This window comes from Halomonas sp. NCCP-2165 (genome assembly GCF_023708045.1).
Classification (GTDB): Bacteria; Pseudomonadota; Gammaproteobacteria; order Pseudomonadales; family Halomonadaceae; genus Bisbaumannia; species Bisbaumannia pacifica.
This window is the reverse complement of record NZ_BRCY01000006.1, coordinates 157,882-172,660: the sequence shown is the minus strand read 5'-3', so window position 1 is coordinate 172,660 and position 14,779 is coordinate 157,882. Positions and strand designations below refer to the sequence as shown.

Sequence of the window (14,779 nt, the reverse complement as noted above, 5' to 3'; positions counted from 1 at the left end):
GATGATGTGCTCTACCACCGTGGCCTCTGTGGCGAAGGGGCTGCGCTCAGGGCGCGATGAGCGATCCTGGAGGCCGGCCTCGCCCGCTTCACGAAAGCGGCGTACCCACTTGTAGACGGTCCGTACACTGACGCCTTGCGCCTGGGCAACTTCCTCGGGGCGAAGCCCTTCTTCGAGGACTCGGCGGACCAGCAGGGCTCGACCATGAGGAGTGAGACGGGCATTCTTATGGGTGTTCATCCGGGCCTCCTGGAGGTTGGTTTGGTTCGCACCCCCAGTTTTCCGGGTCGGCTCCGGATGAACAACCTACCGAGAGATCACAGCTAGGCGTCAGCGACCAGTCATGCAACGGCGCCCTCGCCATGGCTCGACTCAGTCGCAGAAGCCCCAGCCTTCCAGCAGCATGCGCAGCTTCTCCACCCGGGCGCGGTTCTTGCCCAGGTCGGTGATGCCCAACCGCGAGGCGCTGCGTACATGGCAGACGCCCTCGTCCTCGCTCCACAGCAGCTCCAGGTCATCGACGAAGCCCAGGGCCGAGTGACACTCGGCGTGCAGATAGGTATCGCTGGCGGTGATCACCTCCGCCTCTTCGCACCCCATCAACGCGGTCTTGAGGCGACGCATCATCTCGGCCGGGCAGCGATCGCCCGGCTCCAGGGGGGCGATATAGTGGGCCGCATCCTCGGCCTGGCTGCAGACGCTGTTGCGGGTACTGGGGCAGGCCGCCAGGCGCCCCTGGTGAGCGCCGAGCGATTCCGGACGCTTGCTGGTCAATGGGTTGGTCAGCATCGAGGCCTCCTCGCGCAGTGGGCTGCGCATCGTTGTGGTGTCGTGGTCGGCAGAGGCATCGCTCCTGCCATCGGCCTTCTTCAGAGGCCTTATATGGAAATATTTTCCATAAACGTTCTCGTGTCAAGCCTGCCGGTGAATCCGGATCACCGTCCCCCGAGGTTTTCGACCTTGGTCTATCTCAGTCAACGCCACTCCCGCGGCCGCTGCAAGCAGGCCCCATCAACGGCCCCGCAGCCGGCCCCGGCAACGCCACGAACCGGCGCCTTGAGCCGGGATTCGAACCGGCGACGACAGCCCTAGCCTGGCATGGCAAGATGACCGCCTCGGGTCAGCGCCCTGCGACCCGCCCGAATGGATGGCGCGCCGGTGCAGACCCCGGCGCCCGGTACAAGGACCCTCGCCGTGAAGTTGATTCACACCTCGGACTGGCATCTCGGCCAGACCTTTCATGGCCAGGAGCGCCATGCGGAGCACCACGCCTTCCTCACCTGGCTGCTCGACACCCTGGTGGAACGCCAGGCCGATGCCCTGCTGGTGGCCGGCGATATCTTCGACGTGGTCAATCCCTCGCTGCGCGCCCAGGAACTGCTGTACGACTTTATCGTCGGCGCTCACGAGCGGCTGCCGAACCTCGATATGGTGCTGATCGCCGGCAACCACGACAGCGGCAACCGTATCGAGCTGCCGGCCCCCTTGATGAGGCGCTTGCGCACCCATGCCTTGGGCCGGGTGCGCTGGCTCGACGACGGCCGCCTGGACGCCGAACGCCTGCTGGTTCCGCTCACCGATGCCGCGGGCGAGACTCGGGCCTGGTGCCTGGCGCTGCCCTTCCTGCGCCCCGCCGAGGTCACCGGCAACGGCCTGGCGGCAGACCCCGCCGCGGAGGGAGGCAACGACTACGTGGCCGGTATCGAGCGGGTGCATCGCCAGCTGATCGAGGCCGCCCGGGCGCGCCGCCGGCCGGATCAGGCCCTGGTGGCCATGAGCCATGCCCACCTGCATGGTGCCGCCGTCTCCGAGGCCAGCGAACGGCCCATCGTGATCGGCGGCGAGGAGTCGCTCTCCGCCACCCTCTTCCCCGCCGAGATCGCCTATGTGGCCCTCGGCCATCTGCACCGTCCCCAGCGCGTCGGCGAGGCGCGCATCCGCTACAGCGGCAGCCCCCTGCCCCTGGACTTCAGCGAGGTGGGCTACCCCCATCAGGTGGTGGCGGTGACCCTTAAGGGCGCCGCGCTGGCCGACGTGGAGAGCCTGCCGATTCCCCGCCCGGTGGCCATGCATCGGGTCGGCCCCGCCCCCCTCGAGGCGGTGCTGGCCGAGCTGGAGGCCCTGCCCCAGGACCCGGCCCTGCCCCGGGAACAGTGGCCCTGGCTGGAGGTGCGGGTGGAACTGGAGGCGCCGCTTCCCGACCTGCGGGCGCGCATCGACGCCGCCCTGGAAGGCAAGGCGCTACGCCTGCTGCGCCTGGAGCGGCGCCTGCCCCGGGGCGGTGAGACACCCACCGCGGCCCGGGTCGATCTCGCCTCCCTGGGCCCGCGCAAGCTCTTCCAGCACACCTGGGCGCGCCACTGGGAGGCGCCCCCGAGTGAGGCGGTGATGGCCGACTTCGACCGCCTGCTCCAGGACGTCCTCGACGAGGGGGAGCCGTCATGAGAATCCTCGCCCTGCGCCTGCAGAACCTCGCCTCCCTGCCCGGCCCCCTGACGCTCGACTTCACCGACTCGCCGCTGCGCGACGCCGGCCTCTTCGCGATCACCGGCCCCACCGGCGCCGGGAACTTGAGAGAGCCCCTGCTGGAGGGACGCCCATGAGAATCCTCGCCCTGCGCCTGCAGAACCTCGCCTCCCTGCCCGGCCCCCTGGCGCTCGACTTCACCGACTCGCCGCTGCGCGACGCCGGCCTCTTCGCGATCACCGGCCCCACCGGCGCCGGCAAGAGCACCTTGCTCGATGCCCTCTGCCTGGCGCTCTACGGCAATACCCCACGGCTGCGCCAGGCCCCCGGCCGCGAAGCGCCGCTGCCCGACGTGGCGGGCGAGACGGTCGGCACCGCCGACCCCCGCACCCTGCTGCGCCGGGGGGCGGCCAGCGGCCATGCCGAGGTGGACTTCCTGGGCCGCGACGGTCGCCGCTACCGGGCCCGCTGGGCGGTGCGCCGCGCCCGGGAGAAGGTCGGGGGGCGCCTGCAGGCGGTGGAGCAGTCGCTCACCGACCTGGACGACGACCGCCTGCTGACCACCCAGAAGCGCGAGTTCGCCGAGCTGCTGCCCCGGCGCCTGGGCCTCACCTTCGACCAGTTCACCCGCGCCGTGCTGCTGGCCCAGAGCGAGTTCGCCGCCTTCCTCAAGGCCGACGACAACGAGCGCAGCGACCTGCTGGAACGCCTCACCGGCACCGCCGAGTACTCGCGGATCTCCATCGCCGCCTACCGCCGCGCCAGCGAGGCCAGGAAGGGCGTGGCCGAGCTGGAGGCCCGGCTCGCCGACGACCTGCCCGCCGAGGCCGAGGCCCGGGCCACCCTGGAGCGCGAGGTCGAGGCCGCCGAGACCCGCCTCGCCGAGCTCAACCGACAGGCCACCGAGCTGGAGCGGCGCCGGCAGTGGCACGCCACGGACCGGCACCTGAGTGACGCCTACCGGCAGGGCCTGGCGAGCCAGCAAGAGGCCGAGGCCCACTGGCAGGCCTTGGCCTCCGCCCGCACCGAGCGGGACTGGCGACGCCTGCTCGCCCCCCAGCGCCATGCCCTGGCGCGCCAGGCCGCCCTGCCCGAAGAGCTCGCCAGCCTCGAGGCCAGCCACGCCGAGACCCATCAGGCCCTGGCCGAGGCCGAGACCAAGCAACGCCATGCCGCCGAGACCCTCGACCAGGCCAAGGCGACGCTGGAGACGGCCGTGGCGGCCCGCCAGGCCGCCGAGCCCGAAGTACGTATCGCCCGCGAACTGGCCCAGCAACTGGCCGGTGTGGAGCAGGAGCTGGCGACGCTGACCCGGACCCGTCAGGAACGGCAGGCCGAAGCGACGCAACTCGCGACCCGGCACCAGGAGCAGCTCGATGCCCGGCAACAGCTGCTGCAGGAGCGCGACCGCTGGCAGGCCACCCTGACCCGCCTGCTGGGCGATCATGACGACCGTGACGCCGTCCGCCGAGCGGTTCAGGAGCGCCATGACCGGGCCGCCCGCCGCCGCCTCGCCCTGGGGGAACTGGCCAGCCGCTGGCAGGAGCAGCAGCGCGCCGAGCACCGGCGCCAGGAGCTCGTCCGCCAGTGTCAGGAAGAGAGTCGGCGCCGCGACACCCTTCTCGCGGAGGGCCAGGCCGCCCGTGAGCGACTGGACCATGCCCAGTCTCACCTGGACAGCGTCTCGGCCCTGATCGAGCGGCAGCGGGCGGTACGCAGCGAGAGCGTGGCGCGGCTCCGCGAGACCCTGGCGGAGGAGCAACCCTGCCCGGTGTGCGGCGGCCTAGACCACCCCTACCGCCAACGCCCCCCCACCAGCCCCGAGGCCGCCCAGCTCGCCGCCCAGGAGGCCGAAGAGGCGCGCCAACTGGGCGAGGCCCGGGAGCGGCTCGACCAGGCGCAACGCCGGCACCAGGAACGGGTGGGTGACTACCGCATGGCGGAGCGTGCCCTGAAGCAGTTGGCCAGCGACCTGGCGGCGGCCGAACATCGCCTGGCGGCGGCCAACCAGGCGCTGCAGGCAGAGTCGCTATGGGACGAGCTGGCCGCCATCGCCGTCGAAGCCCGGGACGCCTGGCTGACGTCCCGGCAACAGGCCAGCGAAGACGAGCGTGACCGGCAGGCCGAGGCGCTGGCCGCCTTCGCCGAGGCCGAACGCGCCCTGGCTCCCCTCGATGAGCGACTGCGCCGGGGCGAGATCGCGCTGGCCCAGCTCGAGGCCCGCCGCCAGGGCCTCGACCAGGAGCTGGCCAAGCTGGAGGCCCAGCTTCCTCCTCTGCACCAGGAGCGGGAGCGCCTGGCCACCGAGCTGCGCACCCGCCTGGGTGATTACCCCAGCGCCGATGCCTGGCAGCAACAGCTGGATCGGCAACAGGCCCAGGCCACCCAGGCCCGGGACAGCGCCCTCGCCCAACGACACGCCGCCGAGCAGGCGTACCAGCGCCTCGACCAGCGCCGAGACCACGAGGCCGAGCGGCTGGCCCAGCTACGCCGGGAGCTGGAACGCCTGGATCAGGAACTGGACGCCTGGCGGCAGCGACATCCCGAGCTGGACGATGCCACCCTGGCCCGCCTGCTGGCCCAGCCCGAGGACGAGGCCAGGGCTCAGGAGCGGGCCTTGGACGAGGCCGAACGTCGCCGCCAGCAGGCCGCCGCCACCCTGGCCGAGCGCCGCCAGCAACTGCTGACCCATCGCCGTGAAGTCGCCCCACAGGCCGAGGACGAGGCCCTGCTGGCCGAGGCCATGGACGCCGAGCTGGCCCAACAAGAGGCGGCATCCAGCGCGGCCCAGGCCGAGCTGGCCCCGAAGCGGGAGGAAGCCCAGCAGGTCCGCGACGCCGCCGTCTATGCCCGGAATGACGACGACCGCAAGCGTGCCCGCCAGCAAGAGGGCCGGGCGGCGCTGGAGGCGGCCCGCGCCGAGTATCGCCGCTGGGGCCAGATCAGCGAGCTGATCGGCTCCGCCGAAGGCAAGGCCTTCCGACGCATCGCCCAGGCCTACAACCTGGAGCAGTTGCTGGAGCACGCCAACGCCCACCTGGGCAGCCTGAGCCGCCGCTATCGGTTGATTCGCGGCGGCAGCGAACTGGGCCTGCTGGTGGTGGATCATGACATGGGCGACGAGACCCGCTCGGTGCACTCCCTCTCCGGCGGCGAGACCTTCCTGGTCTCCCTGGCCCTGGCCCTGGGCCTCGCCTCCATGGCCTCCGGGGAGCTGACGATCGAGTCGCTGTTTATCGACGAGGGCTTCGGCAGCCTCGACCCCCAGTCGCTGGCCCTGGCCATGGAGGCCCTGGACGGCCTCCAGGCCCTGGGCCGCCGGGTCGGGGTGATCTCCCATGTCCAGGAGATGCACGAACGCATCCCGGTGCAGATCCGGGTGGAGCCGCTGGGCAACGGCACCAGCCGCGCCCGGCTGGTCAGTGTCTAAGCGCTGAGACTCACACGCCCCCGGAGACGACACCATGCATATCGGTATCCTGACCCTGCGCCTCTCGCTGCCCGGCTGTCGCTCCCTCAAGGAGAAGCGCCAGCGCATGGGCGGCCTGCATGAACGCTTCGGCCGCCAGCCGGCGGTGGCGGTCTGCGAGAGCGGCGACCTCGACCGCCTGGAGGCCAGCGAATGGACCTTCGTGGCCACCGCCACCACAGCACAGAAAGTGGAGTCGCTGCTCGCGGAGATCGAGGACAAGATCCAGCGCGGCGTCGACGGGCGGGTGATGGAGGCGACCCGGGAGTTGCTCTAGCGACCGGCGCCTATGCCCCAGGGAGAAAGGGGTACGTCCCCGACTTCGTCACCTACTTTTTCTTATTAGCAACTCCAAAAGGAATATGCACAGAAGGAAGAACCGAAGACGAAGGCTCCAAATGAAGCTTTTGATCATCAAAGAATATATGGGGTTTCAAGATATCCAACACCTTTGACTTTTCAACCCCTCCCATAAAAAATTCCTCATTAACCAATATATCCCACTCACGCATTGTATTGATAACACGCTTATGGGAAGGTGCATTACGTGCCGTTACGATAGACACCTTAAGAACCGGATCATAAGATGGGTCTTCCTCTGCCTTTTTCAGCTCTAGCTTTTGAATATTAGAAACCCTCTGAAGAAAACTTTTCAATGGACCAGGATTATGGGCAACATTCGCCATTTTAGACTCATGCTTATGAAAATCATCAAGCTCTCCACTTGACTTATAAACCGTTTCGGCTTCATCATCAGCAATCACACCGTCAAAGTCGAACGCAATTCGAAGCTCAAAATCAGTTTGATCATCTACTATATCACCCTTAAGGATTTGCCCCGCCGGATATCCCGAAAGAACTGCCTGCTTTACATCCTGATGATTAGCCGAGAGAAAAAGCTCAATATCAAAAGCGGGAATATACTTATACGGAGATTTTCCTTGAAGAAAGACAGCGCGCGTCATGCCAAGCTCATAATACTCTATCGAGTTCATCACCCTAAGCCCAGTATCAGGATCATTTCTCGACAAGAGAATCACTTCGACAGGCGGGTCTTCCGGGCACAGCTTATTAAGTTAAAGAAGGCGCCTAACAAATGGAAAAGCAACACCTCTATCTAAAGGCTCATCCTGCTTTTCCCTCTGATATTTACGGTATTCTTTCTCTCCCTGGGTACGGAACACCTCATCGGAGTCCTGAAGGTTGAGCAATGCGCTAGAAGAAAGACCCACGACCAGCCTAGTGGTTAAATCATAAGGCATAGCGACTCCGATTACATAGAAAGCCCTTGAAAACAGATATCATAAAACTGAAAGTAGAGCCAGCTTATGTGGTTACCGTTTCCGCCGCCGGCTTCTGCTTGGCTGTCTCCGCTTTGACGCGCTCCAGCAGCACCCTGGCCGAGAACTCACCGCTGATCAGATCAGGGGTGGGCGGCGCGCCAGGCTTGGGATACCGCTCTCACCCAGTGCCACGAATCGTAGCGGCGCTATTTCAGGTACGGAACGACCTCGTTGCCGTCTTCGGTCATCAGCGCGACCAGCTTGGGGTGTACGAAGAGCTTCTCACGACCGGCTCGCACCTCCTTGAGTACGCCGATATCGCATAGCTGCTGCAGATAGTTCGAGGCCGTCTGGCGCTTGGCGATATCGCGCTCCACCAGGTTATGGATGCGGCAGTAGGGCTGCTCGAAGATCACCTGCACCAGCTCATGGCTATAGACCCGAGGCAGCTCCTGCTGGATGTAACCCGTGGTCTCCTCGATCAGGGCTCGGGTCGCCGCGATCTTGTCGGTGGTCCAGCGCGCCGTGTACTCCACGGCCTTGAGCATATAGAGCAGCCACTCCTGCCACTGCCCTTCACGCGTCACCGCCAACAGCAGGCGGTAGTAGTCGGGCTTGTTGAGCACGATGTAACGACTGAGGTAGAGGATCGGCAACGACAGCAACTGCCGTTCGATCAGGTAGAGGATGTTCAGTACCCGCCCGGTACGGCCGTTGCCATCGGTGAAGGGATGGATCGCCTCGAACTGGTAATGGGCCACGGCCATCTTGATCAAGGGGTCGACGCCATCCTCCTCATGCAGGTAGCGCTCCCAGTTGGCCAGCATTTCCCGCAGAGCCTCCTCCCCCATGGGCGGGGTATAGATCACCTCGCCGGAGGCCAGATTGGTCAAGGTGGTGCCCGGCACCCGGCGAATTTCCATCTCCACGCCCTTGATGGTGCTGCAGATCTCTACGGCGGTATTGGTACACAGCGGTCGCCCGACCAGTTCCCGGTAGCCACGGCTCAGCGCGGTGCGATAGCGCAATGCCTCCTTGGTCGCCGGATCGGCATGGGTATCTTCCTGGGCGAACTGGAAGAGCCGATCGGTGGTGGTGACGATGTTCTCGATCTCCGAACTGTCGCGGGCTTCCAGCAGGGGCAACAGGTTGATCAGCAGCCTCTGGTTGGGCAGCAGCGCCCCCGCCTGCTTCAGCTCCGCCAGGGCCGCTCGAGCGGGTATACAGGCCTTGAGCACGGCCGGCGTCTCGAGTTCCTCGACCGGGGGCAGCGGCGGCAAGTCATTGTGAGGTTGGTCGGGGCGCCAGCTCATGTTCATTTTTTCCTCGAAAATCGACACGTCGTCAGCTTATGTCGATGCCGTCGACATATCCAGAGGACGTGTCGAATAAACCGAGATTTTTAAACATGTCGTAACGACGTGTCGATGCCATCGACATGCCCGCGCAGCGTGTCGAAAAAATCTCGTTTCTTGAACATGTCAGCTCGCCTTCCAGAGGGCGTCGTTGAGGGCCTCGAGGACCTCGTGGTTGAGCCGCTTGGCCAGGCGGTCGAGCCCTGCGCGAGAGCATTCGTCCGCGTCCTGCTCGCTGCCGGCATCGGGGCGGTCGTGGTAGGCTGCTCCCATCATCGACAGGAGCCAGATATGACCGCCAGCCAACTGCTCGAGACCCTGGTGGGCTTTCCCACCGTGTCCCGGGATTCCAACCTGGAACTGATCCGCTGGGTCGAGGCCTACCTCGACGACCATGGCGTGCCCCATCAGCGCATCGAGAGCGACGACGGGCGCAAGGCCAACCTCCTGGCGCGCATCGGGCCCGAGGTGGCCGGGGGCGTCGTGCTCTCCGGGCATACCGACGTGGTACCGGTGGATGGCCAGCCCTGGTCCAGCGACCCTTTCACCCTCACCGACAAGGGCGACGGCCGCCTCTACGGCCGCGGCACCTGCGACATGAAGGGCTTTATCGCCTGTGCCCTGGCCCAGGTACCCGAGTGGGTGCGGCTGGACCTGCCGGTGCCCCTCTACCTGGCGCTCTCCTACGACGAAGAGGTGGGCTGCATCGGCGCCCCGCGCATGATCGAGAGGCTGATGGCCGAACATCCGCGCCCCGCGGCGGTGATCGTCGGCGAGCCGACCCTGATGCACCCGGTGGTGGCCCACAAGGGCGCCACCAACCTGCGCACCACCGTCACCGGCCGCGCCAGCCACTCCAGCCAGGTCGACCAGGGGGTCTCGGCGATCCATGTCGCCGCCCGGCTGGTCACCTATATCGAGGAGGTGATGGCGGAGCTCAGGGCCGAGGGGCGCGTCGACGAGGCCTTCAACGTGGTCCACTCGAGCCTGCATGTAGGCAAGATCGCCGGCGGCACGGCGATCAATATCATGGCCCGGGAGTGTGTCTTCGAGTGGGAGATCCGTCACCTGCCGTCGGATCGCTTCGACGAGCTGCTGGGCCGGGTTCAGGCCCGGGCCGCCGAGCTCGAGGCGGAGATGCGCGAGCGCGCGCCCCAGGCCGCCATCGTCACCGAGGCCCTCAACGAGACGGTGCCGGCCCTGGCCGACGACAACAACGCCGAGGTGCTCGAGCTCTGCCAGTCGCTGCTGGGCGAGCGCCCCGCCGGCGCCGTGGCCTATGCCACCGAGGCGGGCCAGTTTCAGCGCCAAGGGCTGCCCACGCTGATCTGCGGCCCCGGCAGCATCGCTCAGGCCCACCAGCCGGACGAATATATCGAGCTCGCCGAGCTGGAGGCGGGCAGCCGTTTCATGGCGGCGCTGGGCCAGCACCTGACCACGACCTGAGGAGATGGCTCCCATGCCGCGACTACTGATCGTCAAGACCGGCGATGCCTTCCCCGAGGTGGTGGAGGCCCATGGCGACTTCGAGGCGCTGTTTCGCCAGGCCCTGGCCCGGGAGGGCTTCGCCGCGGAGGTCTTCGATGCCCGCCACGAGGCGCTGCCCGACCTGGACGGGATCGATGGCCTCTATCTCACCGGCTCCCATAGCATGGTCAGCGATGCCGAGCCCTGGAGCGAGGCGCTCAAGCCCTGGCTTCGCGAGGCCCGCCGGCGAGAGCTGCCGATGCTGGGGGTCTGCTACGGGCACCAGCTGATGGCCGCGGCCTTCGGCGGCGTCAGCGACTATCACCCGGCGGGGCGCGAGTCCGGCACCCATACGCTGACACTCACCGCGGCGGGCCGTGAGGATGCCCTGTTCGGCGCCCTGCCCGAGCGCTTCCCGGCCCAGTTGACCCATGCCCAGTCGGTGCTCGAGGCCCCCCGGGATGCCACGGTGCTGGCCCGCAATGCCCATGATGCCCATCAGGCACTGCGTTACGGGCCGCGCCAGTGGAGCGTGCAGTTTCATCCGGAATTCACCCCGGCGGTGATGCACGCCTACCTGGCTCGCCAGGTAGAGGCCTTGCGCGACCAGGGACAGGACCCCCAGGCCCTGCTCGACGGGGTGACCGACACCCCGGAAAGCGGTTCGCTGCTAACGCGCTTCGCGCGTCTCTTGTAACTGGCCCCCAGGCCCGTTCGACGGGGTGACCGACACCCCGGAAAGCGGCTCGCTGCTAACGCGCTTCGCGCGGCTGCTCGGCTAGCCCCGGCGAGTCGTCTCCGCCCTCCCGCTCGGCGGCCTCGGCGAGAATCCGCTGGGGGTCCGGGGCCCCCTCGGCCACCTTGCGATGCTGGCGCAGCAGGTCCAGCAGGCCGCTGCCCAGCAGGGCGGCGAGGATCAGGCCACCGCCGACGAAGGCCAGCGGTGGCGGTACCTCACCGACCCACGCCCACACCAGCAGGGTGCCCACCAGGGTCTCCAGCAGCATCACCAGGCTGACCTCGGCCCCCGGCAGGTAGCGGGGGCCACTCTGGATCAGGTAGTAGGCCGCCGGCAGGAACACCACGCCCAGCAGCAGCAGTCGCAGCAGGTCCGCCAGCGGCGGTAACTGCATGCCGCCCAGGGCCAGCGCCGGCAGCAGCATCACCAGGCAGCCCAGCGGCAGGATCACGGTGGTATCCACGCCGCGCTGGGCGCTGGCCACGGTCATGTTGATGGCGATCGACAGCGGAATCGCCAGGGCCATCAGCAGCCCCAGGGGCGAGCCCTTGCCCACCTCGCCGGCGGCCATCAGCCCCGCCCCCAGCACGCAGAGCAGGATCACCACCCAGGTCTGACCACGCAGGCGCTGGCGGAACAGCAACAGCCCCAGCAACCCCGCCACCAGCGGCGCCAGGTTCTGGATCACCAGCACATTGCCGGCGGCGGTCAGGCGTACCGCCGCCACGAAGCCCCAGGCGGACCCGGCGAAGGCCAGCGGACACCACAGGGCCGCCGGACCGCAGGCACGCAGCGCCTCGGGCAGCCGGCGACCGTAACGGGCCAGGGCCACCAGGCCCAGCATCAGCCCCAGCAACAGCGCCCGCCAGAACATGAACACCTCCACCTCCACCTGGGTGGCCTTGACGAAGAGGGCATCGGGGGAGAGCAGCAGCACCCCGAGCCCGGTAATCAGGTAACCGCGGGCGCGCCTCGAGAGTCCCTGGCACATGGCATATCTCCTTGATAAGGGGTTCCGTCAGTCTCGGCAGTCACCAAAAAAACGCAGGCCGGGGAACGTCCCCGGCCTGCGTGGTTACGACTCGTCTGACGACGCCGCCCCGGGAAAGCCGCCCATATCATCGGCGGCCCCCAGGGTGCGGTCAGTGACGCTCCCCCACCGGGGGAGCGGGCTCGCCCCGCGCGATGCTCTCCTCTGCCGCCTCATCGTGCAGGCGGCGGGCATCCAGGGCGCCGTCGGCGGCCTTGCGGCGCTGCCGATAGAGGTCGCGCAGGGAGCTGGAGAGCATGGCGGCAATGATCATGCCACCGCCCAGGAAGGCCAGCGCCGTCGGCACCTCGCCCACCCACCACCAGACCAGCAGGGTACCCACCAGGGTCTCCACCAGCATCATCAGGCTGACCTCGGCGCCCGGCAGATAGCGTGCGCCGGTCTGGATCAGGAAATAAGCCAGCGGCAGGAGCAGTCCCATCATCGCCAGGCGCTGGATATCTTCGGGCTCGGGCCACTGGACGCCCCCCATCAGTGCCGCCGGCAGCAGCATGGCGAGACACCCCAGAGGCAGCACCACCGTGGTATCGATGCCCCGGGTACCACTGCCCCGCTGGGCGCTGGCCACCGTGGTGTTCACGGCGATGGAGATCGGAATGATCAGCGCCACCCCCAGGCCCAGCAGGCTGCCCTGCCCCATCTCACCGGCGGCCATCAGGCTGGCCCCGACGACGCATAGCCCGATCACCACCCAGGTCTGGCGGCGCAGTCGCTGGCCGAACAGCAGCATGCCGATCAGCCCCGCCACCAGAGGCGCCAGGTTGAGCATCACCAACACATTGCCCGCGGCGGTCAGCCGGTTGGCCACCACGAAGGCCCAGGCGCTGGCGGCAAAGGCCAGCGGGCACCAGAGCGCGGCCGGGCCACAGGCACGAATGGCCTGAGGCAGGCGCTCACGGTAGCGCAGCGCGGCAATCAGCAGCAGCACGATGCCCAGTAGCAGGCCCCGCCAGAACATGAAGGTGGCCACATCCACCCTGGTGTCCTTGATCAACAGCGCATCCGGCGAGAGCAGCAACACACCGAGCACGGTGATCAGATAACCACGCAGACGAAACGGCAGCCGCTTCCACATGACACTTCCTCTTTGTCGACAGGGTTCGGGGATACCAACGACAACAGGCCGGAGCTAGGCTCCGACCTGTTGGTGGGGGTGAGCCGCCCGGCGCGCGGGCAGCAACCGCTTCGTTAGGCGCTATGACGCCGACGAATCGGTGCATCGCCATCCTGGCGACGCCGCGGGGCCCGCTCGGGGGCGCCACCGTCTTCGCGGATCTCCAGCTCGCGGCCGGCGACCCGAGCCCGGGCCATCTTGGCCAGGATGCTCGACGGCAATGAGCTGGGCAGCTCCACCACCGAGAAGGCGTTGCGGATATCGATGCGACCGATGCGCTTGCCTTCGATGCCGCCCTCGTTGGCCAGGGCGCCGACCAGTTGGCCCGGCTTGACGCCGTCCTTGTGACCCACGGCGACCCGATAGCGGGTCATGCCCTCGCGGGGGGCGCGATCGCGGGGCGCACCGCGCTCTCCACGCTCTCCACGCTCGCGGGGGCCGCGCTCGCGAGGGGCCGGCAGGCGACCGATGGGCGCCTCGTCGGCGCGGGCCAGGGCGGCCAGCACGCAGGCCAGTTCCACCGGGTCCTGACCGTCGGCCACCAGGGCCTCCACCAGGGCGCGCTGCTCGTCGGCACCCTGTACCAGGGCATCGCGCACGCGCAGCTGGAAGACCTGGTCGCGATGGGCGCGGATGGCGGCCTCGTCGGGCAGCGGCATCTCGCTCATCTGCTGGCCGGTGGCCTGCTCCAGCCAGCGCACCTTGCGGGTCTCGCGGAAGCCGGCGAAGGTGATCGCCACGCCGCTGCGACCGGCACGGCCGGTACGGCCGATACGGTGGGTATAGGCCTCGCTGTCCTGGGGCAGGTCGTAGTTGACCACGTGGGTGATGCGCGGCACGTCGAGGCCGCGGGCGGCCACGTCGGTGGCGATCAGCACGTCCACCTTGCTGCGCTTGAGGCGGGTGATGGTGCGCTCGCGCAGGCTCTGGTCCAGGTCACCGGAGAGGCCGGCGGCGTTGACGCCGCGGGCGGTGAGCTGCTCCACCAGGGTGGTACAGGCGGCCCGGGTGCGCACAAAGACGATGGCGGCATCCACCGGCTCCACCTCGAGGATGCGCGACAGCGCCTCCAGCTTGGCGGCGCCCTCGACGCGCACCAGGCGCTGTTCGATGTTCTCGCCGGTGGTGGTGCGTGACTCGATGGCCACCTTCACCGGGTCCACCAGGTAGCGGTCGACGATGCGCTCGATCTCCGCCGGCAGGGTGGCGGAGAAGAACACCCGCTGGGCGTTCTTGGGGGTGTCGGCGACGACGCGCTTGACGTCGTCGATAAAGCCCATGCGCAGCATCTCGTCGGCTTCGTCCAGCACCAGGGCGGTGAGACCGTCGAGCTTGAGGCTGCCGCGGTCCAGGTGATCGATCACCCGGCCGGGGGTACCCACGACGACCTGGGCGCCGCGCTTGAGGGCCCCCAACTGCTCGCGATATTCCTGGCCGCCGCACAGGGTGGCCACTTCCAGGCCCTTGAGGTTCTGACCGTACTTGCCGAAGGAGACGGCCACCTGCTGGGCCAGCTCGCGGGTCGGCGCCAACACCAGCACCTGGGGCTCGCGGCGGGTCAGCTCGAGGCGCGACAGCAGCGGCAGGGCGAAGGCGGCGGTCTTGCCGGTACCGGTTTGGGCCTGGCCCAGCAGGTCACGCCCTTCCAGCAGGGCGGGAATGGTCTGCGCCTGGATCGGCGAAGGCTCGGTATAGCCCTGGCTCTCGATGGCGGAAAGGACAGCGGGGAGCAGTTCCAGCTCGGCAAAGCTGGAGGAAACGACGGGAGTCGAGGTCATTAATCACACCTTGATAGGCCGGCCGGGCCGGCAACGAAACATGGTGGCGTCTCTACC

Annotated in this window: 13 protein-coding genes and 1 pseudogene; 6 read left to right on the top strand and 8 right to left on the bottom strand. The window is 67.8% G+C overall.

All coding sequences use genetic code 11. From position 1 onward, the window contains the following. Both NFU04_RS05345 and NFU04_RS05340 read right to left on the bottom strand, forming a co-directional pair. The coding region (locus NFU04_RS05345; RefSeq protein WP_251308468.1) for a leucine zipper domain-containing protein at nucleotides 1–240 on the bottom strand (240 nt) is incomplete at its 3' end. Between the two features lie 132 nt (nucleotides 241–372). After that, nucleotides 373–789, bottom strand: a complete 417-nt coding sequence (locus NFU04_RS05340; protein ID WP_251308467.1) for a DUF1499 domain-containing protein — start codon at nucleotides 787–789, stop codon at nucleotides 373–375. 405 nt (nucleotides 790–1,194) lie between these two features. On the opposite strand from NFU04_RS05340, the gene NFU04_RS05335 reads away from it, so the two are divergent. The 4 genes from NFU04_RS05335 to NFU04_RS05320 are packed head-to-tail and all read left to right on the top strand — an operon-like array spanning nucleotide 1,195 to nucleotide 6,212. Continuing rightward, complete coding sequence (locus NFU04_RS05335) at nucleotides 1,195–2,445, top strand: exonuclease SbcCD subunit D C-terminal domain-containing protein (protein ID WP_251308466.1); 1,251 nt, start codon at nucleotides 1,195–1,197, stop codon at nucleotides 2,443–2,445. After that, nucleotides 2,442–2,603 (top strand): hypothetical protein, encoded by a 162-nt coding sequence (locus NFU04_RS05330; RefSeq protein ID WP_251308465.1) that lies wholly within the window; start codon nucleotides 2,442–2,444, stop codon nucleotides 2,601–2,603. Before NFU04_RS05335 ends, NFU04_RS05330 begins: the two co-directional genes overlap by 4 nt. Further along, complete coding sequence (locus NFU04_RS05325) at nucleotides 2,600–5,896, top strand: AAA family ATPase (protein WP_251308464.1); 3,297 nt, start codon at nucleotides 2,600–2,602, stop codon at nucleotides 5,894–5,896. Before NFU04_RS05330 ends, NFU04_RS05325 begins: the two co-directional genes overlap by 4 nt. Nucleotides 5,897–5,930: 34 nt before the next feature. Then, entirely contained in the window at nucleotides 5,931–6,212 is a 282-nt protein-coding gene (locus NFU04_RS05320; RefSeq protein ID WP_251308463.1) for a DUF503 domain-containing protein, read from the top strand. Nucleotides 6,213–6,264: 52 nt separating this feature from the next. On the opposite strand, the pseudogene NFU04_RS05315 reads toward NFU04_RS05320, so the two are convergent. The 3 genes and pseudogenes from NFU04_RS05315 to NFU04_RS05305 form a co-directional block, all read right to left on the bottom strand. Further along, nucleotides 6,265–7,197 (bottom strand): annotated as a pseudogene (locus NFU04_RS05315) (5'-nucleotidase). A gap of 227 nt (nucleotides 7,198–7,424) precedes the next feature. Continuing rightward, nucleotides 7,425–8,531, bottom strand: coding sequence for a protein adenylyltransferase Fic (gene fic / locus NFU04_RS05310; RefSeq protein WP_251308461.1), 1,107 nt, complete (start codon nucleotides 8,529–8,531; stop codon nucleotides 7,425–7,427). Between the two features lie 168 nt (nucleotides 8,532–8,699). After that, nucleotides 8,700–8,849 (bottom strand): hypothetical protein, encoded by a 150-nt coding sequence (locus tag NFU04_RS05305; RefSeq protein ID WP_251308460.1) that lies wholly within the window; start codon nucleotides 8,847–8,849, stop codon nucleotides 8,700–8,702. Nucleotides 8,850–8,864: 15 nt separating this feature from the next. On the opposite strand from NFU04_RS05305, the gene argE reads away from it, so the two are divergent. Further along, entirely contained in the window at nucleotides 8,865–10,019 is a 1,155-nt protein-coding gene (argE, locus tag NFU04_RS05300; protein WP_251308459.1) for an acetylornithine deacetylase, read from the top strand. A gap of 13 nt (nucleotides 10,020–10,032) precedes the next feature. After that, a complete protein-coding gene (locus NFU04_RS05295; RefSeq protein ID WP_251308458.1) occupies nucleotides 10,033–10,737 on the top strand; it encodes a glutamine amidotransferase in 705 nt (234 codons plus the stop codon). Between the two features lie 55 nt (nucleotides 10,738–10,792). Here the strand turns inward: NFU04_RS05295 and NFU04_RS05290 are convergent, their stop codons facing one another. The 3 genes from NFU04_RS05290 to NFU04_RS05280 all read right to left on the bottom strand — a co-directional run bounded on the left by NFU04_RS05290 (nucleotide 10,793) and on the right by NFU04_RS05280 (nucleotide 14,722). Continuing rightward, complete coding sequence (locus NFU04_RS05290) at nucleotides 10,793–11,770, bottom strand: DMT family transporter (RefSeq protein ID WP_251308457.1); 978 nt, start codon at nucleotides 11,768–11,770, stop codon at nucleotides 10,793–10,795. 151 nt (nucleotides 11,771–11,921) lie between these two features. Continuing rightward, nucleotides 11,922–12,905 (bottom strand): DMT family transporter, encoded by a 984-nt coding sequence (locus tag NFU04_RS05285; RefSeq protein ID WP_251308456.1) that lies wholly within the window; start codon nucleotides 12,903–12,905, stop codon nucleotides 11,922–11,924. 113 nt (nucleotides 12,906–13,018) lie between these two features. Then, the gene (locus NFU04_RS05280) at nucleotides 13,019–14,722 is read right to left on the bottom strand and encodes a DEAD/DEAH box helicase (RefSeq protein WP_251308455.1); all 1,704 of its coding nucleotides are present in this window, start codon (nucleotides 14,720–14,722) and stop codon (nucleotides 13,019–13,021) included. Between the last annotated feature and the right edge of the window lie 57 nt (nucleotides 14,723–14,779).